Origin of the sequence: Erythrobacter sp. W302b, assembly GCF_046452395.1 — a bacterium.
In the GTDB taxonomy this organism is placed as follows: domain Bacteria; phylum Pseudomonadota; class Alphaproteobacteria; order Sphingomonadales; family Sphingomonadaceae; genus Erythrobacter.
On sequence record NZ_JBKFDH010000001.1, the window covers coordinates 1,799,943 to 1,826,455 of the forward strand.

Annotated in this window: 25 protein-coding genes; 16 read left to right on the forward strand and 9 right to left on the reverse strand. The window is 66.0% G+C overall.

The genetic code is table 11. The annotated features are described in order from the left end of the window. Nucleotides 1-56: 56 nt before the first annotated feature. A complete protein-coding gene (locus ACLBKT_RS08790) occupies nucleotides 57-1,181 on the reverse strand; it encodes a site-specific DNA-methyltransferase (protein WP_410183672.1) in 1,125 nt (374 codons plus the stop codon). 340 nt (nucleotides 1,182-1,521) lie between these two features. Continuing rightward, nucleotides 1,522-2,145 carry a ribonuclease HII gene (locus ACLBKT_RS08795; RefSeq protein WP_410182543.1) on the reverse strand — a complete coding sequence of 208 codons (624 nt, stop codon included), beginning with the start codon at nucleotides 2,143-2,145 and terminating at the stop codon, nucleotides 1,522-1,524. Between ACLBKT_RS08795 and ACLBKT_RS08800 the strand changes: the two genes are divergently transcribed. From ACLBKT_RS08800 to ACLBKT_RS08820, 5 genes are read left to right on the forward strand one after another with little or no spacing between them, the layout of a single operon-like run. After that, nucleotides 2,144-3,307 (forward strand): PQQ-dependent sugar dehydrogenase, encoded by a 1,164-nt coding sequence (locus tag ACLBKT_RS08800; protein WP_410182544.1) that lies wholly within the window; start codon nucleotides 2,144-2,146, stop codon nucleotides 3,305-3,307. The genes ACLBKT_RS08795 and ACLBKT_RS08800 overlap by 2 nt on opposite strands. Continuing rightward, nucleotides 3,307-3,837, forward strand: a complete 531-nt coding sequence (locus ACLBKT_RS08805; protein ID WP_410182545.1) for a GNAT family N-acetyltransferase — start codon at nucleotides 3,307-3,309, stop codon at nucleotides 3,835-3,837. Before ACLBKT_RS08800 ends, ACLBKT_RS08805 begins: the two co-directional genes overlap by 1 nt. Before the next feature lie 50 nt (nucleotides 3,838-3,887). Then, on the forward strand, nucleotides 3,888-4,442 hold the full coding sequence (locus tag ACLBKT_RS08810; protein WP_410182546.1) for a DUF1285 domain-containing protein: 555 nt from the start codon (nucleotides 3,888-3,890) through the stop codon (nucleotides 4,440-4,442). Then, nucleotides 4,439-5,047 (forward strand): CoA pyrophosphatase, encoded by a 609-nt coding sequence (locus ACLBKT_RS08815; protein ID WP_410182547.1) that lies wholly within the window; start codon nucleotides 4,439-4,441, stop codon nucleotides 5,045-5,047. Before ACLBKT_RS08810 ends, ACLBKT_RS08815 begins: the two co-directional genes overlap by 4 nt. Beyond that, entirely contained in the window at nucleotides 5,037-6,230 is a 1,194-nt protein-coding gene (locus ACLBKT_RS08820) for a CCA tRNA nucleotidyltransferase (RefSeq protein ID WP_410182548.1), read from the forward strand. The genes ACLBKT_RS08815 and ACLBKT_RS08820 overlap by 11 nt, the downstream gene beginning before the upstream one ends. A 211-nt stretch (nucleotides 6,231-6,441) precedes the next feature. Here ACLBKT_RS08820 and parC read toward each other — a convergent pair whose 3' ends face one another. Beyond that, nucleotides 6,442-8,751: a DNA topoisomerase IV subunit A gene (gene parC, locus ACLBKT_RS08825; RefSeq protein WP_410182549.1), complete on the reverse strand. Its 2,310-nt coding sequence runs from the start codon at nucleotides 8,749-8,751 to the stop codon at nucleotides 6,442-6,444. A gap of 197 nt (nucleotides 8,752-8,948) precedes the next feature. Between parC and ACLBKT_RS08830 the strand changes: the two genes are divergently transcribed. Further along, entirely contained in the window at nucleotides 8,949-9,833 is an 885-nt protein-coding gene (locus ACLBKT_RS08830; RefSeq protein WP_410182550.1) for a DUF4349 domain-containing protein, read from the forward strand. Nucleotides 9,834-9,940: 107 nt separating this feature from the next. After that, complete coding sequence (locus ACLBKT_RS08835; RefSeq protein ID WP_410182551.1) at nucleotides 9,941-10,477, forward strand: type 1 glutamine amidotransferase domain-containing protein; 537 nt, start codon at nucleotides 9,941-9,943, stop codon at nucleotides 10,475-10,477. A 1-nt stretch (nucleotide 10,478) separates the two neighbouring features. Here the strand turns inward: ACLBKT_RS08835 and ACLBKT_RS08840 are convergent, their stop codons facing one another. The 3 genes from ACLBKT_RS08840 to ACLBKT_RS08850 all read right to left on the reverse strand — a co-directional run bounded on the left by ACLBKT_RS08840 (nucleotide 10,479) and on the right by ACLBKT_RS08850 (nucleotide 13,013). Then, a complete protein-coding gene (locus ACLBKT_RS08840; RefSeq protein WP_410182552.1) occupies nucleotides 10,479-10,814 on the reverse strand; it encodes a 2Fe-2S iron-sulfur cluster-binding protein in 336 nt (111 codons plus the stop codon). Then, the gene (locus ACLBKT_RS08845) at nucleotides 10,811-11,905 is read right to left on the reverse strand and encodes a cysteine desulfurase family protein (RefSeq protein ID WP_410182553.1); all 1,095 of its coding nucleotides are present in this window, start codon (nucleotides 11,903-11,905) and stop codon (nucleotides 10,811-10,813) included. The genes ACLBKT_RS08840 and ACLBKT_RS08845 overlap by 4 nt, the downstream gene beginning before the upstream one ends. Before the next feature lie 103 nt (nucleotides 11,906-12,008). Beyond that, on the reverse strand, nucleotides 12,009-13,013 hold the full coding sequence (locus tag ACLBKT_RS08850; RefSeq protein ID WP_410182554.1) for a cysteine desulfurase family protein: 1,005 nt from the start codon (nucleotides 13,011-13,013) through the stop codon (nucleotides 12,009-12,011). Nucleotides 13,014-13,103: 90 nt separating this feature from the next. On the opposite strand from ACLBKT_RS08850, the gene ACLBKT_RS08855 reads away from it, so the two are divergent. Continuing rightward, nucleotides 13,104-13,760 carry an alpha/beta hydrolase gene (locus ACLBKT_RS08855; RefSeq protein ID WP_160760491.1) on the forward strand — a complete coding sequence of 219 codons (657 nt, stop codon included), beginning with the start codon at nucleotides 13,104-13,106 and terminating at the stop codon, nucleotides 13,758-13,760. A 304-nt stretch (nucleotides 13,761-14,064) separates the two neighbouring features. Then, complete coding sequence (locus tag ACLBKT_RS08860; RefSeq protein WP_410182555.1) at nucleotides 14,065-14,745, forward strand: TonB family protein; 681 nt, start codon at nucleotides 14,065-14,067, stop codon at nucleotides 14,743-14,745. 30 nt (nucleotides 14,746-14,775) lie between these two features. Here ACLBKT_RS08860 and ACLBKT_RS08865 read toward each other — a convergent pair whose 3' ends face one another. Further along, entirely contained in the window at nucleotides 14,776-14,988 is a 213-nt protein-coding gene (locus ACLBKT_RS08865; protein ID WP_410182556.1) for a hypothetical protein, read from the reverse strand. A gap of 72 nt (nucleotides 14,989-15,060) precedes the next feature. Between ACLBKT_RS08865 and ACLBKT_RS08870 the strand changes: the two genes are divergently transcribed. The 3 genes from ACLBKT_RS08870 (at nucleotide 15,061) to ACLBKT_RS08880 (ending at nucleotide 20,289) form a co-directional block, all read left to right on the forward strand. Next, nucleotides 15,061-16,911 carry a DUF885 domain-containing protein gene (locus ACLBKT_RS08870; RefSeq protein WP_410182557.1) on the forward strand — a complete coding sequence of 617 codons (1,851 nt, stop codon included), beginning with the start codon at nucleotides 15,061-15,063 and terminating at the stop codon, nucleotides 16,909-16,911. An 84-nt stretch (nucleotides 16,912-16,995) separates the two neighbouring features. Continuing rightward, complete coding sequence (locus ACLBKT_RS08875; RefSeq protein ID WP_410182558.1) at nucleotides 16,996-18,621, forward strand: FAD-dependent oxidoreductase; 1,626 nt, start codon at nucleotides 16,996-16,998, stop codon at nucleotides 18,619-18,621. A gap of 108 nt (nucleotides 18,622-18,729) precedes the next feature. After that, the gene (locus tag ACLBKT_RS08880; protein ID WP_410182559.1) at nucleotides 18,730-20,289 is read left to right on the forward strand and encodes a hypothetical protein; all 1,560 of its coding nucleotides are present in this window, start codon (nucleotides 18,730-18,732) and stop codon (nucleotides 20,287-20,289) included. Nucleotides 20,290-20,318: 29 nt separating this feature from the next. Here the strand turns inward: ACLBKT_RS08880 and ACLBKT_RS08885 are convergent, their stop codons facing one another. Together ACLBKT_RS08885 and ACLBKT_RS08890 are read right to left on the reverse strand one after the other, a co-directional pair. Further along, the gene (locus ACLBKT_RS08885; protein ID WP_410182560.1) at nucleotides 20,319-20,648 is read right to left on the reverse strand and encodes a hypothetical protein; all 330 of its coding nucleotides are present in this window, start codon (nucleotides 20,646-20,648) and stop codon (nucleotides 20,319-20,321) included. 121 nt (nucleotides 20,649-20,769) lie between these two features. Then, entirely contained in the window at nucleotides 20,770-22,386 is a 1,617-nt protein-coding gene (locus ACLBKT_RS08890) for a phosphoenolpyruvate carboxykinase (protein ID WP_410182561.1), read from the reverse strand. A 354-nt stretch (nucleotides 22,387-22,740) separates the two neighbouring features. Between ACLBKT_RS08890 and ACLBKT_RS08895 the strand changes: the two genes are divergently transcribed. From ACLBKT_RS08895 to rapZ, 4 genes are read left to right on the forward strand one after another with little or no spacing between them, the layout of a single operon-like run. Then, the gene (locus ACLBKT_RS08895) at nucleotides 22,741-23,520 is read left to right on the forward strand and encodes a response regulator transcription factor (protein ID WP_410182562.1); all 780 of its coding nucleotides are present in this window, start codon (nucleotides 22,741-22,743) and stop codon (nucleotides 23,518-23,520) included. Further along, on the forward strand, nucleotides 23,513-25,057 hold the full coding sequence (locus ACLBKT_RS08900) for a stimulus-sensing domain-containing protein (RefSeq protein ID WP_410182563.1): 1,545 nt from the start codon (nucleotides 23,513-23,515) through the stop codon (nucleotides 25,055-25,057). The genes ACLBKT_RS08895 and ACLBKT_RS08900 overlap by 8 nt, the downstream gene beginning before the upstream one ends. Next, nucleotides 25,054-25,530 carry an HPr kinase/phosphorylase gene (locus ACLBKT_RS08905; RefSeq protein ID WP_410182564.1) on the forward strand — a complete coding sequence of 159 codons (477 nt, stop codon included), beginning with the start codon at nucleotides 25,054-25,056 and terminating at the stop codon, nucleotides 25,528-25,530. The genes ACLBKT_RS08900 and ACLBKT_RS08905 overlap by 4 nt, the downstream gene beginning before the upstream one ends. Then, nucleotides 25,527-26,441, forward strand: coding sequence for an RNase adapter RapZ (gene rapZ, locus ACLBKT_RS08910; protein ID WP_410182565.1), 915 nt, complete (start codon nucleotides 25,527-25,529; stop codon nucleotides 26,439-26,441). Before ACLBKT_RS08905 ends, rapZ begins: the two co-directional genes overlap by 4 nt. The last annotated feature ends 72 nt before the right edge of the window (nucleotides 26,442-26,513 follow it).

Sequence of the window (26,513 nt, forward strand, 5' to 3'; positions counted from 1 at the left end):
GCAACCTGGCGCTCTACCGAATAAGGTCCCCGTCTTCACGGGGACTCACGCAAAAATCAATCCTCCGCCGCTAGCAGGTAGAGCTGCCGCGCAGCATCGATCGGCTGGACATCCCCGGCGGTCTCATAATGCCAGAACGACCAGCCATTGCAGCTTGGTGCGCCTTGCAAGTCCTTGCCCAACCCGTGGATCGAGCCGGTCTGGCCGCCGCATTCCAGCGAGCCATCGGTACGAACGGTCGCGATCCAGCGGCGCTTCTTGTCGAATACCTGCGTGCCGGGCGGGATCAGTCCGGCTTCGACCACCGCGCCGAACGCCACCTTGGGCGCCGAGCGGGCGGATTGCATCGTGGTGAGCGCGCTTTCATCCAGCGGCAGTTCCTTTTCGATCCGCTTCATCGCGACTTCGCGATAGAACGCCTCCCGCTCGCAGCCGATCCATTCGCGGCCCAGCCGCTTGGCGACCGCGCCGGTGGTGCCGGTGCCGAAGAAGGGATCGAGCACCACGTCGCCCTTCTCGGTCGTGGCCAGCAGCACGCGGTAAAGCAGCGCTTCGGGCTTCTGCGTGGGGTGCGCCTTCTTGCCATTTTCCTTGAGCCGCTCCCCGCCGGCACAGATCGGCATGACCCAGTCAGAGCGCATCTGAAGCTCGTCATTCAAGGTCTTCATCGCGCGGTAATTGAAGTGGTAGCGCGCCTTTTCGCCCATGCTCGCCCAGATCAGCGTCTCGTGGGCATTGGTGAAGCGGGTGCCGCGGAAATTGGGCATCGGGTTGGTCTTGCGCCAGACGATGTCGTTGAGGATCCAGAAGCCGAGATCCTGCAAGATCGAGCCGACGCGGAAGATGTTGTGGTAGCTGCCGATCACCCACAGCCCACCATCGGGCTTGAGCACGCGGCGCGCTTCGGTCAGCCATTCGCGGGTGAATTTGTCGTACACCGCCATGCTGGCGAACTGGTCCCAGTGATCGGTCACCGCATCGACATGGCTGCCATCGGGCCGGTTGAGATCGCCGCCCAATTGCAGGTTGTAGGGCGGATCGGCGAAGACGAGATCGACGCTGTTGGTGGGCAGCGAGCGCATCGCGGCGATGCAATCACCCGGCAGGATCCGGCCCAGCGGCAAATCGCGGGCACGGGCCGTTTCTGGCGCTTTTACAACGCTTTTCGCCCGTATTTTCACCTGCTCTGTCACACTCACCGGTCTGGCCCCGCTTCTTATGCTGTCAACTTATCCACAGGCATGAGTCTTTGAAGAGTCCGCGTCAAGCGACTAATTTTGTGCAGATTATGGTTGACAGGGGGTTAAGGCCCCACCCGTTGCGCGGAACGAAGCGAGACCGCCACAAGATGTTGAGTCCGGCGCCAGCGACGAGACTCCAGATGCAGGGGTGTGGCGGGGAGGACTCACAACGAAGGCTATCGGTGCGGAGAAGATTTGCTTGCCCCTGCCTTCGGCCCCACCATTAACCTCTCCGTCGCCCCGTGCTCGACACGGGGCGACGAAGTTTAGGACTGCAGGATCAAATCAGCGACAACTGTGCCACCGGCGCAAAGCTGCGGCGGTGGAGCGGGGTCGCGCCGTGCACCCGCAGCGCTTCCATGTGCTCCGCCGTGCCATAGCCCTTGTTGCGCTCCCACCCGTAATGCGGGTGCACAGCGGCGGCTTCCTGCATCATGCGGTCGCGCCATTCCTTGGCGATGATCGAGGCCGCCGAGATGCACGGCTCGATCCCGTCCCCGCCGACAATCGCGTGGGCGGGCCAGCGCCAGTCGGCGCAGCGGCCGTGGGGGGTCATGTTGCCGTCGATCAGCACGTCGCTCGGTTCCGCGCCAAGGGCCGCGGTGAGGCTGCCAACCGCACGGGTCATCGCCAGCATGGTCGCCATGAAGATGTTGACCCGGTCGATCTCCTCCGGCTCGACCACCGCGACCGCCCAACCGCAGCTCTCCCGGATCGCCGTATCGAGCACCGCACGGCGCTTTGCCGAAAGGCGCTTGGAATCGTCGAGCCCCGCAGGTATCGCCTCCGCCAGAACCACCGCCGCGGCCACCACCGGCCCGGCCAGCGGTCCGCGGCCAGCCTCGTCAACGCCCACGACGATCGCCTCGCCTGCGTGCCTGAAACCCGGAGTGACCCCTAGCATGATCCGTTCTGCCCGTCTGTTCGCTGCTCTTTCCGTCTCCACGCTGGCGCTGGCAAGCTGCGCGAATGCCGAAAGTGGGGAAACCGCCCCGCCCGCCGCCGCTTCGGCGCAGCCCTTTGCGGTCACGGAGGTCGCCACCTTCGAAGAACCCTGGGCGATCGCCTTCGCGCCCGGCACCGCGACGCTGTTCGTGACGGAAAAGGCCGGGACGCTCAAGTTCATCGACACCGCGAGCGGCCAGATCGGCACGGTGAGCGGGGTTCCGACCGTTGATTACGGCGGTCAGGGCGGATTGGGCGATGTCGCCTTCCTGCCTGCCGAGGCGTCGGACAGTCTGGGCAATCGCACAATCTATCTGAGCTGGGCCGAAGCGGGCGAAGCCGACACGCGCGGCGCGGTCGTCGGCAAGGGAACACTGGTCTGCTCCGCCGCAACCACCTGCGCCATCGAAGGCCTGTCGGTGATCTGGCGGCAGACGCCCAAGGTGACGGGACGCGGGCACTACTCGCACCGCCTGTCCGTCTCGCCCGATGGCAAATACCTGTTCGTCGCCAGCGGTGAGCGCCAGAAGATGCAGCCGGCACAGGACACCAGCAACACGCTCGGCACGATCGTCCGCCTCAACCTTGATGGCACGCCTGCGGCTGGCAATCCCATGGCCGACAAGGGCGGTGTCACGGCGGAAATCTGGTCCTACGGCCACCGCAACATTCTCGGCATGGACTGGGATGCGGAGGGCCGCTTGTGGGAAGTCGAGCATGGCCCGGCCGGCGGTGACGAGCTGAACCTGGTGAAGCCCGCCGCCAATTACGGCTGGCCGATCCGCTCCAATGGCGAACATTACAACGGCGACCCGATCCCCGATCACACCGCCGATGATGGCTTTGCCCAGCCCGCGACCAGCTGGAACCCGGTGATCGCGCCGGGCGATATGCTGATCTACACCGGCGACATGTTCGCCGCCTGGAAGGGCCATGCGCTGATGGCAGGCCTCGCCTCGCAGGCCATCGTCGATGTCGCGATCGAAGGCGAAGCCGCCCGCGAAGTCACCCGGCACGAATTCGACGCGCGCCTGCGCTCGATCGCGCAGGGGCCGGACGGCGCGCTGTGGGTGGCACAGGATGGCAAGGGCGCCAAGCTGCTGAAGCTCACCGCCCGCTGATGGCTGCCGCAACCGCGACCCTGATCCCGCTCGAAGCGGTCGATCCCGCCATGATCGAGGAGGTGCTGGACCGCGCCTTCGGGCCGGATCGCCATGCCCGCACCGCTTACCGCATCCGCGAAGGGATGGCGTGGCTTCCAGGCCTCAGCCTCGCCGCGTTGGACGAGAATGACATGCTGGTCGCCACCATCCAGTGTTGGCCGATTGGCTTGCAGACCAAGCAGGGTCAGGTGCCGCTGGTAATGGTGGGGCCGGTCGCCGTGGTGCCCGAACGACAGGGCGAAGGCTTCGGCGTTGGCCTGATGAGCGCGATGATCGCCGAAGATGCGCGGCTGGCCGCCCAAGGTGGCCGCGCGCTTCCCCAGGTGCTGATCGGGGACAAGGAATATTACGGCCGTTGGGGCTTTTCCGCAGCGCTGACGGGGGGGTGGCGCTGCCCCGGCCCCTATGAACAGCACCGCTTGCTGGCGCGCGGCCACGGACTTGCCGCCATGCCGGCCGAGGGGATGCTGGGGCCTTGGGAGGGGTAAGGTAAGGTAACCCCTTCACCTTCCTCCCCGCTTCTGCCATCCGTCACCCCATGCCCTACGAACCGCCCCCCTACCTCGCCAGCCTGACTTTGGCCGAAATCGCCGCGCTGGTTGCGGATCGCAAGCTGCCGCCGGTCGAAGGCTGGGCACCCAAGGTGATCGGCGAAAGCCACATGGTGATCGCCGCCGATGGCACCTGGTTCCACGAAGGCGGCGAGATCCGGCGCGAGGCGATGGTGCGGGCCTTTGCGGGCCTGCTGACCCGCGATGCGGAGGGGCATCACTGGCTCGTCACCCCGTTCGAGAAGCTCGCCATCGAAGTCGAGGATGCTGCCTTCATCGCCACCGATTGCGTGCGGGCAGACGGCGCGCTGGCGTTCCGGCTCAACACCGATGACATCGTGATCGCCGGGCCGGATCATGCCTTGCGCGCGGCGGGGACGGCGGAGGAGCCCGCGCTCTATCTCCACGTCCGGCGCGGGTGCGAGGCGCGGCTCAACCGCTCGACCTGGGCGCAGCTCGCTGGGATCGCCGTGGCCGAAGGGGCGCAGGACAATGGCTGGCAGGTCACCAGCCAGGGCGCGACCTTCTCCTTGCTGCCATGAGCCTTTACGAGCCGCTCGCCCGGGCCTTCGCGGCAGGCCATGCGCGCGACATCCCCGACCTGCTCAGCGATGCCCATTTCGCCCGCGATGGCCGCGCTACGCCTGCGGCGGTGCTGATCGCGATCACCGATGTGCCGCATGATCCGCAGGTGATCCTCACCCAGCGCCCACGGGCGATGCGTGACCACCCCGGGCAGGTCGCCTTTCCCGGCGGCAAGATCGATCCGGGTGAGGACGCCGTCAAGGCCGCCCTGCGCGAGGCCGAGGAGGAGCTTGCGCTCCCGCGCGAGGCAGTGCGGGTGATCGGCACCAGCGACATCTACCACACCGGCACCGGCTTTCTGGTGACGCCGGTGGTGGGCCTCGTCCCGCCCGGCCTCGCCCTCATCCCCAGCCCGACCGAGGTCGAAGCGTGGTTCGAAGCGCCCCTCGCGATGCTGCTCGACCCTGCCAGCTGGACCGCGAACGAGGTGTTCTGGCGCGGGGCCAACCGGCGCTATCTCGAACTGGAGTGGCAGGGTTTTCGCATCTGGGGCGTCACCGCGGCGATCATCGCCAACCTGTCGCGGCGGATCACGCTGGAGGCTTTGCGCGATGCTGCGTGACCTGACCGAGGCCGATTGGACCCGCCGCGCCGGGCTGGCCGCGCTGACCGCAGCGCTGGGGGCCGAGAACATCCGCTGGGTCGGCGGCGCTGTGCGCGACGGCTTGCTGGGCGTGCCCGTCCACGATGTCGACTGCGCCACCCTGCTGCTCCCGGAAGAGGTGATCGCCGCCTGCAAGCGCGCAGGCCTGCGCACCGTGCCGACCGGGATCGACCACGGCACCGTCACCGTGATCCTCAAGGACGGTCCCGTCGAGGTCACCACCCTGCGCCACGATGTCGCCACCGATGGGCGGCGCGCGACCATCGCCTTCGCCTCCGACTGGGCAGAGGACGCCGCGCGGCGCGATTTCACCATCAACGCGCTCTACGCCCATCCCGAAACGCTGGAGATCGCAGACTATTTCGGCGGGCTCGACGATCTGCGCGAAGGCCGCGTGCGCTTTATCGGCGATGCGCGCCAGCGGATTGCCGAGGATCACCTGCGGATCCTGCGCTACTACCGCTTCCAGACCCGCTTCGGTGCCGCGTTGGACGAGACGGCCGAAGATGCCTGCGCCGATCTCGCCCACACGCTGAAAGGTCTCAGCCGGGAACGGATCGCGGCGGAATTGCTCAACCTGCTGGCCCTGCCCGATCCGCACGCCACCATCGCCCGGATGCGCCAGCGCGGCGTTCTCGGCGTCATTCTGCCCGAGGCCTGCCCACCCCAGGTCGCGCTGCTGGCAAAAGTGATCGCTGCCGAAGCCGCGCAAGGCATCGCTGCCGATCCGGTGCGGCGATTGGCCGCGCTGCTGCCGCCCTCCCCCGAGATTGCCGAGACCGTTGCCGCCCGCCTGCGCCTCTCCAAAGCGCAACGCACCCGGCTCGTCAGCGCCGCCGAGCGCGGGGCGAGCGATGGGGAAGACCCCAAGGCGCTCGCCTATCGCCTGAGCCTGCCGCTGGCGATCGACCGCTTGCTGTTGACAGGCGGCGACGTCCGGGTGCTCGATGGGTGGGCGGTGCCGGTCTTCCCGCTCAAGGGCGGTGCCATCGTGGCGCGCGGGATCACCGCCGGGCCGGAGGTTGCCAAACTGCTCCAGAAAATCGAAGCCCGCTGGGTGGCCGAGGGCTTTCCTTCGAGCGACCGGGTGAACCAGATGCTCGCCGAAGAACTGGGGACCAGCGCGTTCCGGTTTGATTAGAATGGGTTGATGCTGGGTCGGTTATGCAGCGATGCTGCGCGTTGATTCACACGAAGGCACGAAGGCACGAAGATGTTGTGCGACCTTAAGGTCTTGCGTGCACTCTTCGTGACTTCGTGGCTTCATGTGCAAAAATTCGCCGCAGGCGAAGCACGTCCGAAGTCTCAGCGTCCTAGCGCGACCTTCTGGATGTCGGCGCGCGAGCCCTAACTCAATCAAACCGGCCCGATTTCGGGAAGCCCTGTGGCGGCATCCGACCGGCGGCGCCGCGCGCCACCTTCCACATGCGGATTTCGGTTTCGGTGCGGGTGCGTTCGCCCGATCCGCCCATTTGCCAGCTGAGGCCATCGGCTAGCACAAAGGTGATCGCGTCCGACATGCCGCCATCGCGATACCGCTGCAACTGCACCCCCTGCCCGCGGGTCATCACGGGGAGCTCTTCCAGATTGAACACCACCAGCTTGCGATTATCCCCGACACAGGCGACGTGGTCGTGGTTTTCGGCAATCGGGCGGACCACCTGAAGCCTTGCACCGTCCTTGAGGTTCACCACCTGCCGACCCTTCCGGGTCTCGGCCAGCAGCTCGTTCATCTCCGCCACAAAGCCCTTGCCATGGCTGGAGGCGAGCAGCAGCCGTCCGCCCGGACGGTGCACCATCATCGCGCTGACACTGGCGTCGCTTTCCAGATCGACCATCGTGCGCACCGGCTCGCCAAAGCCGCGCGCGCCGGGCAGCTTGTCGCAGCCGAGCGTGTAGAACCGCCCGTCCGACGCCGCGAGCAGCAGCTTGTCGGTGGTCTGCGCATGGAGGATGAAGGCGAGGCCGTCGCCTTCCTTGTATTTGAACTCCTGATCCAGCGGCACATGGCCGCTCGCCGCGCGGATCCAGCCCTTCTGGCTGAGGATCACGGTGACAGGTGCTTTCTCGATCATCGCGTCCATGCTGAACACGGCGGTCGGCGCAGCCTCGGCAATCAGCGTGCGGCGCGCACCGATCGGCGTGTCCTCGGCATAGGTCTTGCGCAGGGCGCGCAGATCGCGCTTCAGCCGGGTGCGCTGCTTGGCTGGACTTTCGAGCAAGGCCTGCAATTCGGCCTCTTCCGCCAGCAGGTCATCCTGTTCCTTGCGCAGCTGCATTTCCTCCAGCTTGCGCAAGCTGCGCAGCCGCATGTTGAGGATCGCTTCGGCCTGCACATCGCTCAGCGCGAACTCGGCCATCAGCACCGGCTTGGGCTCATCCTCCGCGCGGATGATCGCGATCACCCGGTCAAGGTTGAGGTAGGCGATGATATAGCCGCGCACCAGTTCCAGCCGCCTGGCGATCTGCGCAAGCCGGTGGCGCGAGCGGCGCTGCAAGATGTCGATCTGCGCGAAGGTCCAGCTTTCGAGCAGCTCCTTCAACCCCATCACCATCGGGGTGCGGCCAAAACCGGGGCGCTCGTCGAGCACGTTCAGGTTGAGGCTGAACCGCGTTTCGAGGTCGGTCAGCTTGTAGAGGCTTTCCTTCAGCAGCTCGGGATCGACATTGCGGCTCTTGGGTACGATCACGATGCGGATCGCTTCGTCGCTTTCATCGCGCACGTCTTCGAGGATCGGCAGTTTGCGATCGGCAATCGCGGCGGCGATCTGTTCGATCAGCTTGCCTTTGGGCACCTGATAGGGGATTTCCGAGATGACCAGCTGCCACTGCCCGCCGCTCAGCCGTTCGATCCCGGCGGCGATGTCGTCCGGCTCCTTGGCCTCGGGCGCATGGAACAGGCCACGCAGGCGGAAGCTGCCGCGCCCCGTGCGATAGGCTTCGGCGATGGCGGCGGCGCTGTCGACCACCTGCCCGCCGGTGGCGAAATCGGGCCCGTGGAACAGCTCCATCAGCCGTTCATGGGTGACAGACGGGTTGTCGATCAGCTCCAGAGTGGCGTCGATGATCTCGGCGACATTGTGGCTGGGGATGCTCGTCGCCATGCCGACCGCGATCCCGCTGGCGCCATTGGCAAGCAGATTGGGGAACAGGCCGGGGAAGATGACCGGTTCCTGCTCCTCGTTGTTATAGGTCGGGATGAAGTCGACCGTGCCTTCATCCAGCCCCGCCATCAGCTCCATCGCGGTGCGGGTCAGGCGGCATTCGGTGTAGCGATCGGCAGCCGCGTTATCGCCGTCGATATTGCCGAAATTCCCCTGCCCCTCGATCAGCGGGTAGCGCAGCATGAACGGCTGCGCGAGGCGCACCAGCGCGTCATACAGCGCGAGATTGCCGTGGGGGTGGTACTTGCCCATCACATCGCCGACCACGCGGGCGCATTTCTTGAAGGCGCTGTCGGGCGTCACGCGCAGCTGGCGCATTCCCCACAACAGGCGGCGGTGCACTGGCTTCAACCCATCGCGCAGATCAGGCAGCGAACGGGCGGTGATCGTCGAGAGCGCATAGACCAGATAGCGCTCGGACAAGGCGGCATCGAAGGGGGCGTCGACGATGGCGTCGAAGCCGTCATCGGCTGGCTCGGTGGTGACGGGGTCGGTCATGCCCCCCGTCTAGCAATCCGCGAGCGGCGCCGGGAGAGGGGTTTCCACAGGGTTGCATTTCGCCAAAACAGGCCGCTTCCCAAGAATGTGGCGAAATTGCGGTTTAATTATGGCGAAAATAAGGCATCATTGCGGCGAGGCTGACGCGGGCGTTGCGAGTCGCGCCCCGCCGCTCCGCTTCACGAGGAGAGAGAAACATGCGTAAGCCCTTGATTCTTGCCGCCACCGCCACCCTCGCGCTTGCTGCGTGCAGCCGCGCCGATAATGATCCCGCCGCCAGCGAAGCCGCCGATATGGCCGTGAATGAGGCCATCGTGGCCGAAACCGCCCCTGCCGATGCTCCGCAGCCAACCCCTGCCCTGCCCCAGCTCGATGCCATCCCGGTCAACCTGCCGCAGCTGGCCTATGTCTATGATTTCCGCTGGCGCATGGCGGCAGACGCCATCGGCGGGCTCCAGCGCCGCCATGCGACCCTGTGCGAACAGCAGGGGCCCGCCGTCTGCCAGATCCTCGGCATGACCAAGACCGGCGAGCTTGAGGGCGAGGTTGCGGGCCAGCTCGAAATGGCGGTCGCCACCCGGCAGGCGCGGGCCTTTGGCGCACTGCTGGAGGATGAGGCGCTGGATGCAGGGGCCGAACAGGTCGCCGCCGAAATCGCCTCGGAAGAACTCTCCAAGCAACTGGTCGATACCGAAGCGCGGCTGGAAGCCCGCAAGCAATTGCGCGACCGGCTGCAACAGGTCTTGCGGACCCGCAAGGGCTCGGTGGAGGAACTGATCGAAGCCGAACGCAGCGTTGCCGCCGTAAACGAGGAGATCGATCAGGCGCGCAGCTGGCTCAAGGAGATGGAGGGCCGCGTCGCCTTCAGCCGGGTCACGGTGCATTATGAGACCGGCACGCCGGTGGCGCGCGATTTCCTCGGGCCGGTCAGCGGCGCGCTGGGATCGCTGGGGACGATTTTCGGCTGGATCGTCGCATTGCTGATCCTTGCCGCAGCGGTTGCCGTGCCCGCAGGCGGGGTGTGGTGGGCGAACCGCGCGATCCGCCGCCGCCTCGCCGCTCCTGCACCCGGCCCGCAATAGGCGCGCATCAACGGCCCACCGCGCGCTGCTCCCGCTTGGCCTTGGCCGGCGGAACATGGGGGCGCGCGGGTGGCTAGTCCGGTGATCACCAATCACAGGAGACCACAATGCAGCGCGTCCTCATCATCGCTACCGACGGTTTCGAACAATCCGAACTGATGGAGCCCAAGCGACTGCTCGAAGCGGCGGGGGCGGAAGTCACCGTGGGCAGCCTGCGGCCGGGCGAAATCCGCGGCTGGGACAAGGAAAACTGGGGCGAGAGCGTCGCCGTCGACCTGCTGGTCGGGAACGTCTCGGCCGAGGATTACGACGCGCTGCTGCTCCCCGGCGGGCAGATCAACCCCGATGTGCTGCGCACCCAACGCGCGGTGATCGAACTGATCCGCGAATTCGACGCAGCGGGCAAGCCGATAGCAGCGATCTGCCACGCGCCGTGGCTGCTGGCCGAAGCCGACCTGATCGAGGGGCGCACCGTCACCAGCTGGCCTTCGATCCGCACCGATCTGTCTAATGCAGGCGCCGCCGTGGTGGACGAAGCGGTGGTGGTCGACAGCAACCTCATCACCAGCCGCAAGCCGGACGATATCCCCGCCTTCACCGACGCGCTGATGGCTGCGCTGAACATGGAACCGGCCGAGGCCTAGGCTACATCCGGCGCGCGTCGCTGCTTGTAGGCGGCACGCTGACGGTCAATCCGTCCATCTCGTCCGTCAGCTCAATCTGGCACGACAGACGAGACGTGCGGCGCGCGCCAGCCGCGAAATCGAGCATGTCCTCCTCCTCCTCGGACGCGGGGGGGAGGCGGTCGAACCATTCGGCGGCAACAATCACATGGCAGGTTGAACACGCCATCTGCCCTTCACAGGTGCCTTCGAGCGGCAAGCCCGCCGCCTGGCCTGCGCGCAGCAGATTGTCGCCCGGTTCGGCCGTCACCGCCACCGGACGCCCGCGCGGATCAACGAAGGTGATGGTGATGCTCACAAGCCCTGCTCCCTGACGGCGGCGTTGATGATGGCGGCGGCGTCTGCAATATCCCGAAGACTTGTATAGCGCCCGAAACCAAGGCGGATAGAGGACTTTGCTTGCGGGTCGCTGAGGCCGATAGCGCGCAGCACATGGCTCGGCCGCCCCGACCCGCTGGCGCAGGCGCTCCCGGCGGAGAACATCACGCTGCGGCAATCGCTCATCAACCGGGCGACGTCGAGACCGTCCTTGCGGATGTTCAGATTGCCGTGCCAGCGATCCACCGCGCTGCCGTTCAATTCCCAGTCCGCAAATGCCTCTCGGGCCTTGTTCCACAAATGTTCCACGTGAAACATTTGCGCCGACAAGCCCTCCTCTGCGACCTGCGCCGCCGCACCGAATCCGGCGCACAGGGCAGGCGAGAGCGTGCCGGAACGCAGACCGGCCTCCTGCCCGCCACCAAGCAGCAACGGTGCGACAACCACTTGGTCACGCACCCACAACGCCCCGATGCCCTTGGGACCATGACACTTGTGCGCCGAGATCGCGATGAAATCGGCGGCGACCTCAACCGGCACCCGGCCATAGGCCTGCACCGCATCGACCAGCACCTTGGCTCCAACCTGCCGTGCAATGTCGACCACGGCGTTGAGCGGATTGCGCACGCCGATCTCGTTGTTGATCGCCATGACCGCGACAAGACCCGTCGATGACGTGACATGATCGGCCATTGCGCTGACATCGGCCCGGCCATCGGGCGTAACGGGCAGTACCGAAAAGCGCCGCCCCTGCGCCTCGACCACCCGCCGGCAATCGAGCACCGCGGCATGTTCGGTGGCGAAGGTGACGACATCGCCGGGGGTGCCCTGAATGACCGTGTTGATCGCTTCGGTCGCGCCCGACGTGAACACCACGCGCCCGCCACCCGGCAGAAGCGCCGCGATCCGTTCGCGCGCGGTTTCGACCGCGGCGGCAGCCATGCGGCCCATGCGGTGCGGAGAATGGGGGTTGCCGAAGGTGTCGCTCTCCGGCCCACCGAGCCACCTGAGCATGGCGTCTCGCGCTTCGGGCGCGAGCGGGGTGGTGGCCTGGTAGTCGAGGTAGATCATGGCCTGCTCCCCCCCGCCCCGGGCTTGACCCGGGGTCCCGCTTGGTGAGGGGATGGGAAAAGGCAGCGGGGTCCCGGGTCAAGCCCGGGACGGGGGTGGAGAGTCAACATAGCGCAGCCCAAGCCTCGCTGAACCGCTCCAGTTCCTCCGGCGTGGTGTTCCACCCGAGGCTCACCCGGATCGTGCGCGCGGCGACATCGTCGGGCACCCCGAAGGCATCAAGCACCCGGCTTTTCTTGAGCGTCCCCGAAGAACACGCGCTCCCTGCCGAGACGGCAAAGCCCATCGCGTCGAGGCGGATGAGAAGGGCCTGCGCGCTCAGCGTGGGGTGAGCGAGTGCGAAAATGTAATCCACCTGCTCGCCCCGCTCCAGTTGGTATGGCGACAGCGCCTCGGCGAAGGCGCGGCGTTCATTGGGCGAGGTTACCCAGCAGCCCGCCTCGAGCGCTGCCGCCATGCCCATAGCGCCGGGAAGATTCTCGGTGCCCTGACGATAGCCGCGCTCATGCCCGCCGACGGGTTCCAGCACTGAAAAGTCCTGTACCAGCAGCGCGCCCACGCCAATCGGCCCGCCGAACTTGTGGGCGCTGACGACGATCATGTCGGCCTCGGGCAGCGGGAGCTTGCCCGCGCTCTGGGCGCAGTCTGAAAGGAGCAACGCGCCGTCTTCGCGCATCGCGTCGGCGGTGTCTGCGATCCTGAGTATCGTGCCGGTTTCCGGGTTGACGTGCTGGACTGCGATGAGCGTGCCTTCGACCGGCGGCTCGCCGCCCGTGAAGAGTTCGGCATCCGCGGCCGCGCGGAACACCGCGTCATGCTCCACCGCGCTGACGATCCGGCGATCCACCTTCGCCCTGTTGAGCGCGATCCAAAGGGCCTCACTCGCCCCGCTCGTGAAAATCAGCTCCCCCTCCCAGCCCAGCGACCGCTTGATCCGCTCGCGGGCATCCTCCAGCGCGGCGCGGGCCTTGCGGCCCTCGGCGTGGGGGGACGAGGGGTTGGCCCACAGCGCAAAACCCTCCTCCATCGCCGCGCGCGCTTCGGGGCGCAGGGGTGAGGTGGCGGCGTGGTCGAGATAGATCCGCTCGGGGATGGCGGTGGTCCTCACAATAATTGCGGTTTTTGGCAGGGCCCCTATATAGGCCCGACAATTTCCCGCGCCACCCGGCGCTTGCGATCACTCAGTCAGGGTTCACCGATGCCGTCCGTCATCTTTCCCGGCCCCGAAGGCCGTCTTGAAGGCCGTTTCTCCCCGCCCCCGCGCCCGCGTGCGCCGGTGGCGATGATCCTGCACCCGCACCCCGAGGGCGGCGGCACGATGAACGACCGGATCGTGCAGCGGCTCTACAAGACCTTCGCGGACCGCGGCTTTGCCACGCTGCGCTTCAACTTCCGCGGCGTGGGCCGCTCGCAAGGGTCGTTCGATTCCGGCATCGGCGAGCTGTCGGATGCGGCGAGCGCGCTCGACTGGGTGCAGTCGATCCACCCCGAGGCGCAGAGCACCTGGATCGCGGGCTATTCCTTCGGCGCGCTGATCGGGATGCAATTGCTGATGCGTCGCCCCGAAGTGCGCGGCTTCATTTCGGTCGCGCCGCCTGCCAACATGTACGATTTCAGCTTCCTCGCCCCCTGCCCGGCGAGCGGCATCTTCGTGCAGGGCGCGGCCGATACCGTGGTGCAGCCCAATGCGGTGCAGAAGCTGGTCGACAAGCTGCGCACGCAGAAGCACATCACCATCCACCACGAGGAAATCCCCCGCGCCAACCACTTCTTCGAGAACGAGCTTGAGGAATTGATGAAGTCGGTGGACAATTATCTCGACTTCCGGCTTTCGCCCGATTGCCCGATCAAATAAGTCAGAGTGCCTTCCCCGCCCCGGACTTGATCCGGGGCCCCGCTCCCTTTGTGCCCACCGGAAGAAAGCTGGGTCCCGGGTCAAGCCCGGGACGGGGCGAAGCAATTCAATTTCTTCATCTTTCTCTACCAATTCAGTTGCAAAAATTACAGTCCTGAAAAACAACGCGAAAGTTCTTCGCCCCTCACAAAAAGCATAGTACTTTCGATCCCGAGCAGGGCCGGAGGGTTTGTGCTCGCAGCGTTGGTGTCATTCGCACTCCGGCCACTGCTCCCACGTTGATGGAGAGAGGAGCCCCCTTGCGATGAACTATGCTTCTGCCAATCGCCGTCCCAATCCTGCTGCCCTTGTTGGCGCGCTCGGCATTCCCGGTGCCTTTGGCGCCCTGCTGGTGGTGGGCCTTGCGGTGACGGTGGTGACCAAGCCTGCCGGACCCCGGATCAAGGGCGAGATCATCACCGAAACCATTCTTCCCCCGCCGCCGCCCACGCCCGACAAACCCCAGCCGGATCAGAAAACGACCTCTACCACCACGACGCCCATCCCGGACGCGCCGCGGCCTGCCGAACTGCCGAGCGACATCACTCTTGGCACTACCGTGTTTGACTTTCCCGTCACCGGCACACCGGCGGGAACCGGCACGGGCGAGATCGGCTTTCCCATCCCCGGCCCCAGCGCAGCGCCCTTCGATCCCGTCGGTGCGCGCCCGCGCGGCAATCCGGGCAAGTGGGTGACGAACAACGACTACCGCTCGCGCTGGATCATGGAGGAGATGGCCGGCACCGCGCGCTTCACCCTCGCGATTGACGCCAGTGGCAAGGTGACCGGCTGCACCGTCACCCGCTCGACCGGGCACGCCCCGCTCGATGCGGCGACCTGCGACCTTGTGACCAAGCGCGCCCGGTTCGAAGCCGCGCGCGACGGCAATGGCAAGCCGGTCGCGGGCAGCTATACCGGCACGATCACCTGGCGAATCCCCGAGTAAGCCGACGAGGCCCGCCGGGGAGGGTTCCCCCTAGCCTTCTCCGGCGGCCTTCAGTTGCTCGATCGGGGCCTCACCCCCACCGGTCGGGATCGTCCAGATCAGCACGTTGATCACCGCGATCACGGCGAGCAGCACCATCAGAGCCGGGTTTTTCACCTCGCCCGTCCGTCGCCACAGGGCGAAGGCCCCCGCAACCAGCGCGAGCGCGGCCAGCATCACGATGGAAAGCACAATGTCGGTCATGCCGCGCTCCTAACCCGCCTTGGCGGCCCGGCGCAATTGACTTGGGGTGCCGGCCCCGCCAAACCTTGGGACATGAGAGAGAGATTTGCCCAATTCACCCGCCGCCGGACGCTTGCTGCGCTGGGCGGTGTTTCCACCTTGGCCCTGCTCCCTGCCGCCGTCCGCGCGGCAAGCGATGCACCGCCCGCCGGCGGCCCGATTGCCGGGCTCGACCCCGATGCCGCGCTCGACCGGATCGCCTACCGGATGCTCGCCCATGAACCGGGCCGCGCGACCGGCGCGGGTGTCGACACTGGCGAATATGCCGCGTGGCGTTCCACCTTCGGCACGCCGGGCGAGGCGGGACGGCAGGCCTATGCCGCCAGCCTGAAAGAGATGGTCACCGAAGTGCGCGCCTACCCGAAGGATGGCCTCACCAGCGACCAGCAGATCGGGTTCGAAGTGGTCGAAACCGCCTTCTCCCGCGCCATCGAGGGCATGGCCATGCCCTACGGCGATGTCGCGGTCGGCAGCTGGCGCAATGCGCCCTACGTGGTGATCCAGAATGTCGGCGGCTATATCGACATGCCGCGCTTCTTCTCCTCGACCCAGCCGCTGGCGACGGCCGATGACGTCGGCCCCTATCTCGACCGGCTGATCGAAGTCCCTGCGATCCTCGATGGCGAGCGGGAGCGGATCACCGCCGCCCGCGCAATGGGCGTCGTTCCACCCGCCTTTCTGCTGGACAAGGCGATTGCCCAGATGGAAGCGAGCATTGCGGGCGCGACCGAGGCCTATGCCGGGCCGCTCGAAGGCTCCGAACTGTCGGAAGCCAAAGGCGCCGCCGCCCAGGCCGCCCGCATTGCCAAGCGCGGGATCGTCCCTGCCCTCGAACGCCAGCTTGCCGAACTCAAGACCCAGCGCGCTTCCGCCAAGGATTCCGCCGGGGTCTGGGCGCAGCCGATGGGCGAGGAATATTACGCCTGGGCCTTGGGCGCATCGACCACCACCAATCTCAAGCCTGACGAAATCCACCGTCAGGGCCTCGCCGAGCTTGACGAACTTCACGGCAAGATGGACCCGATCCTCAAAAAGATCGGCTATTCCAAGGGCAGTGTGGGCGAACGGATGCGGGCGCTGGCCGATGATCCGCGTTACCAGTTTGCCGAGGGCGATCCGGGCCGCAAGGAAATCTTCGCCTTCATCGAGGAACGCCTTCAGTGGATCAAGGCGCAGATGCCGCGCGCCTTCACGCAGGTGGTCAACCCGCGCATGGAGGTGGTGCGTCTGCCGCTCTCCGAAGAGCCCGGCGCGCCCGGTGCCTACGGCGGAGCGGGCAGCAAGGACGGCAGCATTCCCGGGCGGTTCTGGATCAACCTCAGAACCACGGATTTGCACCGCCGCTATGACCTCGCGGACCTCACCTTCCACGAGGCGATTCCGGGCCACGTGTGGGAAGGCGAGTTTTCCAACCGCCTGCCGCTGATCCGCTCGATCCTCGCCTTCAACGCCTTTTCCGAAGGCTGGGCGCTCTATGCCGAGCAGCTGGCGGATGAGCTCGGCGCCTACAAGGGCTTCGAGGTCGGGCGGCTGGGCTTCCTGCAATCCCTCGCCTTCCGCGCCTGCCGGCTGGTGGTCGATACCGGGCTGCATTCCAAGCAATGGACCCGCGAACAGGGCCGCGCCTTCTTTGTCGAGCGCAATGGCTCCAAGGTCGAGGAAGTCGCCTCCGAGGTCGATCGCTATTGCAGCTGGCCGGGACAGGCCTGCGGCTACAAGATCGGCCACAGCCAGATCCTGCGCCAGCGCGAACGCGCCAAGGCGGAGCTGGGCGGCAAATACGACATGCGCGAATTCAACACCGCGCTGGTGCTGGGCGGCAATGCCCCGCTGAGCGTGATGGCGAACACGGTCAGCCGCTACATCGCCGGGGCCAAGGGGTGATCCGAAGGACGAATTGCAATCCCCCTCCCTGACCCCATGTTGCAACGCTTGCATGGCAGGTAGGCGGACGGGCAGGAGGGACGCATGGAAACTTTGGGACAAGACCTTGAAACCATGCGCCGGGTGCCGCTCGCGCCTGCGCATGTCGATGCCATCTGCGCGATCGGGGGAGAGGTGTTCTACCCGGCCGGTACGATCGTCATGGATATTGGTGAGCCGATGGACCGGTTCATCTATGTCCTCGAAGGCGATATCGAGGTGGTCGATCCCTACACGGGCGAACGGATGCTGCCGTCCTCGCTCGGGCCGACGCAGTTTCTCGGCGAGATCGGGTTCCTCAACCGCGGCACCAACATCATGCGGATGCGTGCCTCGGTCGACACCCGCGTGATTGAGGCTCCGCGCGAAGCGATGCTCGAACTGATGAGCCGGGTGCCGGAGCTGTCCGACCACCTCATCACCGTGTTCGCGGCGCGGCGGCGCAAGCAATTCGAGGCGCGCAACGACACGATCAAGGTGATCGGCGCGGACCGCGATCCGAAGGTCCAGGCGGTCGAGCGCTTCCTGTCGCGCAACCGCATCCCGTTCCAGAGCTATGACATGGACGCGACCGACCGCGAAACCGCGTCGGTATGCAGTCTGATGGGGCACGAGCCAGGGGTGATCGTCGGCGCCGACACGCGGCTGGACGACCCCACCCCGCGCAAGATCGCGCAATATCTCGGCATGGATCTCGGCATCTGCACCGAACGAACCTACGAGCTGCTGATCGTCGGCGGCGGCCCGGCGGGCGTCGCGGCGGCGGTCTATGCGGGGAGCGAGGGGATTCCGGCGCTGGTGGTGGAGGATACCGCTGTCGGCGGGCAGGCAGGCACCTCGAGCCGGATCGAGAATTACATGGGCTTTCCCACCGGGATCAGCGGCACCGATCTGACCTGGCGCGGCCAGGTGCAGGCGATGAAGTTCGGCACCCGCTTCGTGATGCCGCGCCGGGTCGAGGCCCTGTCGCGGCGCGCGGACGGCGCGTTCTGCGCGACGCTGGACGATGGCGACGAACTCTGCGCCCGCGCGGTGCTGGTGGCGACCGGGGTGCAATATCGCCGCCTGCCGCTCGACAATCTCGAAGCGCTCGAAGGCGCGGGCATCTTCTACTCGGCGACCGAAATGGAAGCGCGCTTTTGCGGCAAGACCGAAGCCGTGGTGATCGGCGGCGGCAATTCGGCCGGGCAAGCCGCAATGTTCCTCAGTCGCGCGGCGAGCCATGTGCATCTGGTGGTGCGATCGGGCAGTCTGGCGGCATCAATGTCGAGCTACCTCTCGCAGCGGCTGGAGGCCGATCCGCGCGTCACCATCCACTACCACAGCGAAGTGACCGCGCTGCATGGCGAGAGCTGGCTCGAAGCGATCACGCTCAAGGCCCGGGACACCGAGCAGCGGATCGCCACCCGCGCGCTGTTCATCATGATCGGCGCCGCGCCCAATACCGATTGGCTGTCCGGCATGGCCGAAACCGACGACAAGGGGTTCGTGCTGACCGGCGCTGCGGCGGGGCAGGCGGACGACTACGCTACCACCGCAGCGGGCATCTTCGCAGTCGGTGATGTGCGGTCGAACTCGGTCAAGCGCGTGGCGAGCGCGGTGGGCGAAGGCTCGGTGGTGGTCAGCCGGATCTGGCAATATCTGGAGGACACGCGGGCGGCGGGCGGCTGACGCTGCGCGCATCCTTTCGTCGCAAGCCTCTGGTCAGATGCGGAAATCGGGGTAATCTCATGTCACTCGCGGGGCAATCACAGGCGCTGCGAACACGGGGGGCTTGCCATGATGACCGCGTTTATTCGCATTCTTGCCGCCACGCTTGCCTTGCTGGCGAGCCTGCCCGCGCGGGCGGAATGGTATGAGGCGTCGAGCGACCACTTCGTCATCTATGCCGACGACAAGGAAGCCGACATCCGCAAGTTCGCCGAGAACCTGGAGCGCTATCACAGCGCGATGGCCTTTGTGCTCAAGTCCAAGATCGAAAAGCCGAGCCCATCAAACCGGGTGACGATCTATGTGGTCGGCGGAGAGCGCGATATGCGCGCGCTGACGGGGGGCAGTCGAACGATCGGCGGGTTCTATATTCCGCGGGCGGGCGGCAGCCGCGCCTTTGTGCAGGATATCCGCAACACCAAGGGCTATCCACATTTCTCGACCATTGTGCTGCTGCATGAATATGCCCACCACTTCCTGATCTCGTCATCCAGCTTTGCCCAGCCGCGTTGGTTGAGTGAGGGGTCGGCAGAATTCTTCGCGGCGGCGGGCTTCAATTCGGACGGGAGCCTGTTGATCGGACGCCCGGCGCAGCATCGGGGGGGCGAATTGGTGTTTGCCGACCCTGTCCATGTGCGCGAGCTGCTCGATCCGGCGCTGTACGAAAAGCAGCGCGGCAAGGGCTATGACGCCTTCTACGGCAAAAGCTGGCTGCTGTATCACTACCTCACCTTTTCGGACGAACGGCGTGGGCAGTTGAGCAAATATCTTGTCAGCCTTTACAATGGCACGCCGCAGCTTGAAGCAGGCGAAGAAGCATTCGGCGATCTTGACGTGCTGGAACGCGAACTTGCGACCTATCTGCGCTCGCGCCGGATGCTGACCTTTGTGCTGACGCCGAACCAGCTCAGCACAGGCAACCCGATCACCTTGCGTAAACTGCCCTTGGGAGAGGCCGCCATCGTCCCCGTCATGATCCGCTCACAACGCGGGGTGAACGATGAACAGGCAGCCGAACTGCTAGTCGAAGCGCGTGCGATCGCTGCACGGTATCCTGAAGATGCAGGCGTACTCGCTGCGCTGGCCGAGGCGGAGTATGACGCGGGCAATGATGCCGAAGCCATCGCTGCCGCCGATGCGGCGATCGCGCGCGATTCCTCGCGCACCAACGCCTATGTGCAGAAAGGCTATGCTTTGTTTCGGCAGGCTCAGGAAGCCGAAGATAAGCAAGCAGCCTATGAAGCAGCAATGAAGCCGTTCAAGGCCCTGAACGCGATCGAGAATGATCATCCGTTGCCGCTGATCTATCACTACCGCAGCTTCGTCGAACGCGGCGTCGAGCCAAGCGAGAACGCGCGCGCGGCGCTGGAATTTGCCGCATCGAAGCTGGCGCCCTTCGATCAGGGCTTGAAGCTCAATGCCGGGATGATGCTGATTGACGAGGGCAAGCATTCGATTGCGCGCGATTTCCTCGCGCCAGTGGCTGCCAATCCGCACGGCGGTGGCGCGGCCGAGCGGGCCAAGCTGCTGATGGCTCTGATCGCGAACAAAGCCGATGGCGAGACGGTGGACTTACGTAACCTGCCCGAGCCCGTGGAAACCCCCGACGTCTCTGCCGCCGGAAGTTGATCCATACGTCGAGCGCGAAAAGACGCTCTTCAGCTCTTTCCGCCGCCCAACAACCCCTTGGCCATGTCCATGATGTCGTCGACCGGGTTGCCGTCGCCATCGCGGTCGATGATCGACGCGAAGTTGGTGAGCGAGCCTTCGCCGCCGATTGCAGCGACGATCTGATTGAGGATGTCGGGGCTGAGGCCGGTCTTTTCCGCCGCCAGCGTCACCGTGTCGCCATCGAGCTGATGGGTCTTGCCGAGCGCCGCGATTGCCTGTTCGGCCATCGCCGGGTCGATCCCGATCTTGGCCGCGAGGTTCACCACATCGTCCGGCGCACCGCCGATGTTCTTCAGAATGCCGTCGAGAATACTCATGTCGTTGTCCTCCGAGTCGCACCGGTAGCGAGTGTGGGCCAACTGCGCGGCGATTCAATGAAAAAGCCCCGCTCCGATCTTGCGCCGGGCGGGGCTCTCCCTCTCCAACGGGGACTGACGGTCAGGCGGCGACGGGTGCCGGAGCGGCTTGCAGCACGCCTTCATCGACATGGGCTTCGAACTGCGCGAAGTTGTCGATGAACAGCTGCACCAGCTTCTTGGCGGTCGCATCGTATTCGGCGGCGTCAGCCCAGGTGCTGCGCGGATCGAGGATGGTCTGATCGATCCCGGCTGCGGCCAGCACCGGCACGTGCACCGGGACGTCGAAGCCGAAATTGGGGTCCTTGCGGAACTCGACATTGTCCATGTCGCCATCGAGCACGGCGTTGAGCAGCGCGCGGGTCGCCTTGATCGGCATACGCGAGCCGGTGCCGTACTTGCCACCGGTCCAGCCGGTGTTGACGAGCCAGCACTGCACATTGCCCTTGGCGATCCGTTCCTTGAGGAGGTTGCCATAGACGCTCGGGTGACGCGGCATGAAGGCCGCGCCGAAGCAGGTGGAGAAGGTCGCTTCCGGCTCGGTCACGCCGATTTCGGTGCCCGCGACCTTGGCGGTGTAGCCGCTGAGGAAATAGTACATCGCCTGATCCGCAGTCAGCCGCGCGATCGGGGGCAGCACGCCGAAGGCATCGGCGGTGAGCATGATCACGTTCGACGGCGCCGGGCCGAGGTTCTTCTCGGACGTGTTCGGGATGAACTCGATGGGGTAGGCGCCGCGCGTGTTCTCGGTCTTCGACGAATCCGTGAAGTCCAAGTCGCGCGTGTCTTCATACATCGCCACGTTTTCGAGGATCGTGCCGAACATCTTGGTGGTGGCATAGATCTCCGGCTCGCCCTCGGCCGAGAGGTTGATCATCTTGGCGTAGCAGCCGCCTTCGAAGTTGAAGACCGCGGTGTCCGACCAGCCATGCTCGTCATCGCCGATCAGCGTGCGGCTGGCGTCAGCCGAAAGCGTGGTCTTGCCGGTGCCCGAGAGGCCGAAGAAGATCGCGCTCTTGCCGTCAGCGCCGATGTTGGCCGAGCAGTGCATCGGCATCACGCCCTGAGCGGGCAGGAGGTAGTTGAGCAGGCCGAACACGCCCTTCTTCATCTCGCCCGAATATTCGGTGTTGCCGATCAGGATCAGCTTCTCGGTGAAGCTCACCGCGATCACCGTGTCGCTGCGGCAGCCGTGGCGTTCGGGATCGGCCTTGAAGCTGGGCAGGTTGATGATGGTGTATTCGGGGACGAAGCTCGCCAGTTCGTCCGCCGTCGGGCGCACCAGCAGAGTGCGGATGAACAGGTTGTGCCACGCCAGCTGGTTGATGACGCGCACGTTCACGCGGTATTCGGGCTGCGAGCCGCCGAACAGATCGGCGACATAGAGTTCGCTCTGGCCTTCCAGCTCCTTGAGGAAATCGGCCTTCAGCGCGGCGAAATGCGCCTCGCTCATCGGCTGGTTGATCGTGCCCCAGTTGATGCTGTTCTCGGTTTCGGCATCGCGGACGATATACTTGTCCTTGACGCTGCGCCCGGTGAAGCGCCCGGTGTCAACCAGCAACGCGCCATGCTTGGTCAGCTTGCCTTCACCCTTCTTGAGCGCGTGCTCGACCAGAGCGGCGGTGCCGAGGTTGGCGTGGAGTGTGGCACCAGTGTGGAGATTCTGGGCGGCCAACGGGGTTGCGAGCGAGGTCAACATACGTCTCCTGGGCAGGACAGCAGCAAGGTCGTGTTCGGCAGGTGACGGACCGGCTGATCCCAGCGAATCCCCGCACCTGTTCGTCACGTCCGTAGCACCTGCCCCTTAGCATCAGCGCATACGTATGCAACTACGGGCGGAGTTTCCTGTCAGCAGCCGTTCGATCCCTGATCCGATGCCTTAGTTGGCACGCCTCGTGGCGTCAAACGCGCTGCGCCATAGCAAATTTGGGGAGCGGCCAAATGCAGCTTTCCCGCCCGTATGTTACCACCGCCCCGCGCCAGCATTGCGATTGGTGCCGCTTGGCGCTACCCCTTGCGCCATGCAATCGCAGGGGCAAAGAGGATAGACGCCATGTCCGACAGCACCACCGAACAGCCCCCCTTGGCCGCCGCCACCGACCCTGTCAGCGCGGATACCCGCAAGCTCCAGATCGCGCTGGTCGATGATGATCGCAACATCCTCACCACGGTTTCGATTGCCTTGCAGGCCGAAGGCTTTGCCACGCGGCTCTATTCGGACGGCGAGACCGCGTTGAAGGCGCTGCTCGACAATCCGCCGGACTTGGCCGTGTTCGATATCAAGATGCCCAAGATGGACGGCATGGAGCTGCTGCGCCGCCTGCGCGCGCATTCACCGCTGCCGGTGATTTTCCTCACCAGCAAGGATGATGAAAGCGACGAGGAAGCCGGGCTGGAATTGGGCGCGGATGATTACATCGCCAAGCCGTTCAGCCTGCGCCTCCTGATCGCCCGCATCCGGGCGATTCTGCGCCGGGCCGAGCCGCTGGCGGCTGGAGCCCACCCCGCCGCCTCGCCCGAGCCTGCGCCCGCGACCCTCACCCGTGGGCGCCTGTTCATGGACCCGGCGCGCCATCAGGTGATGTGGGATGGCGAGACCGTCAGCCTCACCGTCACCGAATTCCTGATCCTCGAAGCGCTCGCGATCCGTCCCGGCGTGATCAAAAGCCGCAACCAGTTGATGGACGCGGCCTATCCCGATGACGTCTTCGTCGATGATCGCACGGTCGACAGTCATATCAAGCGGATGCGGCGCAAGTTCCGGCTGGTCGATCCCACCTTCGATGGCATCGAAACGCTCTACGGCGCGGGCTACAGCTTCACTGATGGCTAAAGGCACCAGCGGCGAGCAGCTGACCGCCACCGGGCGGTTCGCGCTGACGGGCCGCATTCTGGCGGTCAACATCCTGCCGCTGCTGATCATGGGCGGCGGGCTGCTATATCTCGACTCGTACCGCACGCAGCTGATCAACGAGCGCTTCAAGCTCGCCCGCATCGAAGCGCAGATCACGGCCGAGGCACTGGCCGGGGCGACCCGTGAGCGGCAGGAGGCGCTGCTGGTGCAGATCGGCAAGGAGCAGCGGATGCGGCTGCGGATGTTCGATGCCAAAGGCGCGCTGACCGCCGACAGCTTCACCCTGGCCGAACCGTCCTTCCGGTTCAACGACATCAGCGATGACGATTGGGAGCAGCGCTTCTCCCGCTGGCTCGACCGCACGGTCGACACCATTGTCAGCGCCGAGGCCGTGCAGGACTATGTCGAGCCCGAAGCGCAGGAGGCGGACGCCTGGCCCGAACTCGCCCGCGCGCGCGAATTGGGCCTGAGCCAGGTGCGGCTCTATGATTGGCGCGACGGCACGCCCGTGATCACCGCCGCCGTGCCGGTCGGTCTGCAAGGCGCGACACTGCTGACGGTGCGCAATGCGGTCGACATCACCGAAAGCGTGCGCGCCGCCCGCACCACGCTGGGCTTTGCGATGGTGCTGCTGCTGGCGGCCTCTGCGCTGCTCTCGCTGTTTCTGGCGCGCACCATCGTCACGCCCCTGCGGCTGCTGGCGCGTGCAGCAGTGCGGGTGAAGCAGGGTCGCGACCGCGAGGTGGAAGTGCCGCGCCTGCCCCAACGCAGCGACGAGATCGGACTGCTCGCCCGCGCGGTTTCGGACATGACGGGCGCGCTCAGGCAGCGAATCGACGCGGTCGACAGCTTCGCGGCCGACGTGGCGCATGAGATCAAGAACCCGCTCGCCTCCCTGCGCAGTGCGATCGACACGCTGCCGCGCGTGGAAGACCCGGAACTGCGTTCCGAACTGATCCAGATCGCCACCCATGACGTGCGCCGGATCGACCGCCTCGTGACCGAAATCGCCGCTGCCAGCCGGGTCGATGCCGAGATCAGCCGCGCGACTCTGGAACGGGTCGATCTGGCGGAATTGTTCGCGAACCTGATCCGCAGCCGCGAAGATCGCGGGATGAACGGCGGGCGCCGAATCGTGCTCGACGCGGCACCCGGCAGCCACATCGTGATGGGCGTGCCGACCCAGCTGGAACGCGTGGCCGAAAACCTGATCGACAACGCGGTGTCCTTCTCGCCCCCGGACGGCGTGGTCAGCGTGTCGATCCGCCGGACCGGAGGCCAGAGCGTCACCGAGGTCTGCGACGAAGGCCCCGGCATCGCCGCCGACGCGCGCGAGGCGGTGTTCCGACGGTTCCATTCCGACCGGCCGGAAGGTGAAAGCTTCGGCAATCACTCCGGCCTCGGCCTCGCCATCGGCCGCGCGATTGCCGAGGCGCATGACGGCACACTCAGCGCCGACGCCCGCCCCGACGGTACGCCCGGCGCGTGCCTGCGGCTGCGTCTGCCCGCAGCATGAGCGGCGCTGTGATGCAGGCCAGCGCGGTGGCGATCGGGGGCCGCGCGCTGCTGATCGAAGGGCCACCGGGCAGCGGCAAGTCCAGCCTCGCGCTGGCGCTGGTGGATCGCGGCGCGGGGCTGATCGGCGATGATGGGGTGACGCTGACAGTCGAGAATGGCGCGTTGATCGCCAGCCCGCCCCCGCATATTGCCGGGCTTATGGAAGTGCGCGGCGTGGGCCTTGTCACCCTCCCCCTCGCCCCGCCCGCGCCGGTTGCGCTGATCCTCTCTCTTGGCGGCCCAACACCCGAGCGCCTTCCCGAAGCACCGCTCCCCCGGCGCGTCATCAACGGGGTCGCGGTGCCGGTACTCGCCTTCGATCCCGGCACCATTGCCCCCGCCCCGCGCGCCGAATGGGCGCTCGCCATGCATGGCCTCGACAGCAAACCCGCTTCCCTTTGCCGCCCAGACGCGCCAGATGACAGCGCATGAGCGAGCCTGACACCCCTCCTCCCCAGCGCCAACTGCTGCTGGTCACTGGCCTTGCCGGTGCGGGCAAATCGACCACGCTGGCGGTGCTGGAGGATCTCGGCTGGGAGACGATCGACAATTTCCCGGTGCGGATGCTCAAGCGTCTCGTCACCATGCCCGACGACGCGCGCGGCCCCCTTGCCATCGGGTTCGATTCGCGCACCCGCGGCTTTGTCCCGGGCGACATCATTGCCTTGGTCAAAGACCTCGCCGCCCGGCCCGATATCGCGCTGACCTTCCTGTTCCTTGACTGCGCCGGGGGCGAGCTTGAACGCCGCTTCAATGAAACCCGCCGCCGCCACCCGATGGCTGACGGACGCCCGGTGCAGGAAGGCATCGCCGCCGAGCGGGAATTGCTCGAACCCCTGCGCCGCTGGGCCGAGGTGATGATCGACACCACGGCGATGACGAGTAACGATCTGCAAACCCGCATCCGCGAGCTGTTCGATCCGGCCAGCGAGGAAGCAGGCGTCACCATCACCCTGTCGAGCTTCGGCTTCGCCCGCGGAATGCCGCCGCTGGCCGATCTGGTGTTCGACATGCGGTTTCTCGACAATCCGCACTGGGTGCCGGAGCTGCGCGAACAGACCGGGCAGGATGCCGCCGTGGGCGAGCATATCGCGCGCGACCCCGCCTTTGCCGAGGCGTTCGAGCGCATCCGCGATCTCTTGCTGATGCTGCTCCCGCGCTACGCCCGGCAGGGCAAACCCTATGTCCATATCGCCTTTGGCTGTACCGGCGGGAGACACAGATCGGTCTTCACCACCGAGCGCATGGCTCAGGCCTTGCGCGCCGCCGGGTTTTCGCCCACTGTCCGGCATCGCAATCTGGGCTCGCGAGCGGCCGATACCATTGAACGGGATCGGCGCTAGGACCCGGCACGGTAGAATCCGCCGCAATGCACCCCGCACGCATTGTCGGTTAAGGTAGAAACGCGTAAGGCA

Bases quoted from the DNA above. Each gene is read 5' to 3' on its own strand.
- ACLBKT_RS08800 (WP_410182544.1), top strand. From the start codon at position 2,144: ATGATCCGTTCTGCCCGTCTGTTCGCTGCTCTTTCCGTCTCCACGCTG.
- ACLBKT_RS08795 (WP_410182543.1), bottom strand. From the start codon at position 2,145: ATGCTAGGGGTCACTCCGGGTTTCAGGCACGCAGGCGAGGCGATCGTC.
- ACLBKT_RS08805 (WP_410182545.1), top strand. From the start codon at position 3,307: ATGGCTGCCGCAACCGCGACCCTGATCCCGCTCGAAGCGGTCGATCCC.
- ACLBKT_RS08810 (WP_410182546.1), top strand. From the start codon at position 3,888: ATGCCCTACGAACCGCCCCCCTACCTCGCCAGCCTGACTTTGGCCGAA.
- ACLBKT_RS08815 (WP_410182547.1), top strand. From the start codon at position 4,439: ATGAGCCTTTACGAGCCGCTCGCCCGGGCCTTCGCGGCAGGCCATGCG.
- ACLBKT_RS08820 (WP_410182548.1), top strand. From the start codon at position 5,037: ATGCTGCGTGACCTGACCGAGGCCGATTGGACCCGCCGCGCCGGGCTG.
- parC (WP_410182549.1), bottom strand. From the start codon at position 8,751: ATGACCGACCCCGTCACCACCGAGCCAGCCGATGACGGCTTCGACGCC.
- ACLBKT_RS08830 (WP_410182550.1), top strand. From the start codon at position 8,949: ATGCGTAAGCCCTTGATTCTTGCCGCCACCGCCACCCTCGCGCTTGCT.
- ACLBKT_RS08835 (WP_410182551.1), top strand. From the start codon at position 9,941: ATGCAGCGCGTCCTCATCATCGCTACCGACGGTTTCGAACAATCCGAA.
- ACLBKT_RS08845 (WP_410182553.1), bottom strand. From the start codon at position 11,905: ATGATCTACCTCGACTACCAGGCCACCACCCCGCTCGCGCCCGAAGCG.
- ACLBKT_RS08855 (WP_160760491.1), top strand. From the start codon at position 13,104: ATGCCGTCCGTCATCTTTCCCGGCCCCGAAGGCCGTCTTGAAGGCCGT.
- ACLBKT_RS08860 (WP_410182555.1), top strand. From the start codon at position 14,065: ATGAACTATGCTTCTGCCAATCGCCGTCCCAATCCTGCTGCCCTTGTT.
- ACLBKT_RS08865 (WP_410182556.1), bottom strand. From the start codon at position 14,988: ATGACCGACATTGTGCTTTCCATCGTGATGCTGGCCGCGCTCGCGCTG.
- ACLBKT_RS08870 (WP_410182557.1), top strand. From the start codon at position 15,061: ATGAGAGAGAGATTTGCCCAATTCACCCGCCGCCGGACGCTTGCTGCG.
- ACLBKT_RS08875 (WP_410182558.1), top strand. From the start codon at position 16,996: ATGGAAACTTTGGGACAAGACCTTGAAACCATGCGCCGGGTGCCGCTC.
- ACLBKT_RS08880 (WP_410182559.1), top strand. From the start codon at position 18,730: ATGATGACCGCGTTTATTCGCATTCTTGCCGCCACGCTTGCCTTGCTG.
- ACLBKT_RS08885 (WP_410182560.1), bottom strand. From the start codon at position 20,648: ATGAGTATTCTCGACGGCATTCTGAAGAACATCGGCGGTGCGCCGGAC.
- ACLBKT_RS08890 (WP_410182561.1), bottom strand. From the start codon at position 22,386: ATGTTGACCTCGCTCGCAACCCCGTTGGCCGCCCAGAATCTCCACACT.
- ACLBKT_RS08895 (WP_410182562.1), top strand. From the start codon at position 22,741: ATGTCCGACAGCACCACCGAACAGCCCCCCTTGGCCGCCGCCACCGAC.
- ACLBKT_RS08900 (WP_410182563.1), top strand. From the start codon at position 23,513: ATGGCTAAAGGCACCAGCGGCGAGCAGCTGACCGCCACCGGGCGGTTC.
- ACLBKT_RS08905 (WP_410182564.1), top strand. From the start codon at position 25,054: ATGAGCGGCGCTGTGATGCAGGCCAGCGCGGTGGCGATCGGGGGCCGC.
- rapZ (WP_410182565.1), top strand. From the start codon at position 25,527: ATGAGCGAGCCTGACACCCCTCCTCCCCAGCGCCAACTGCTGCTGGTC.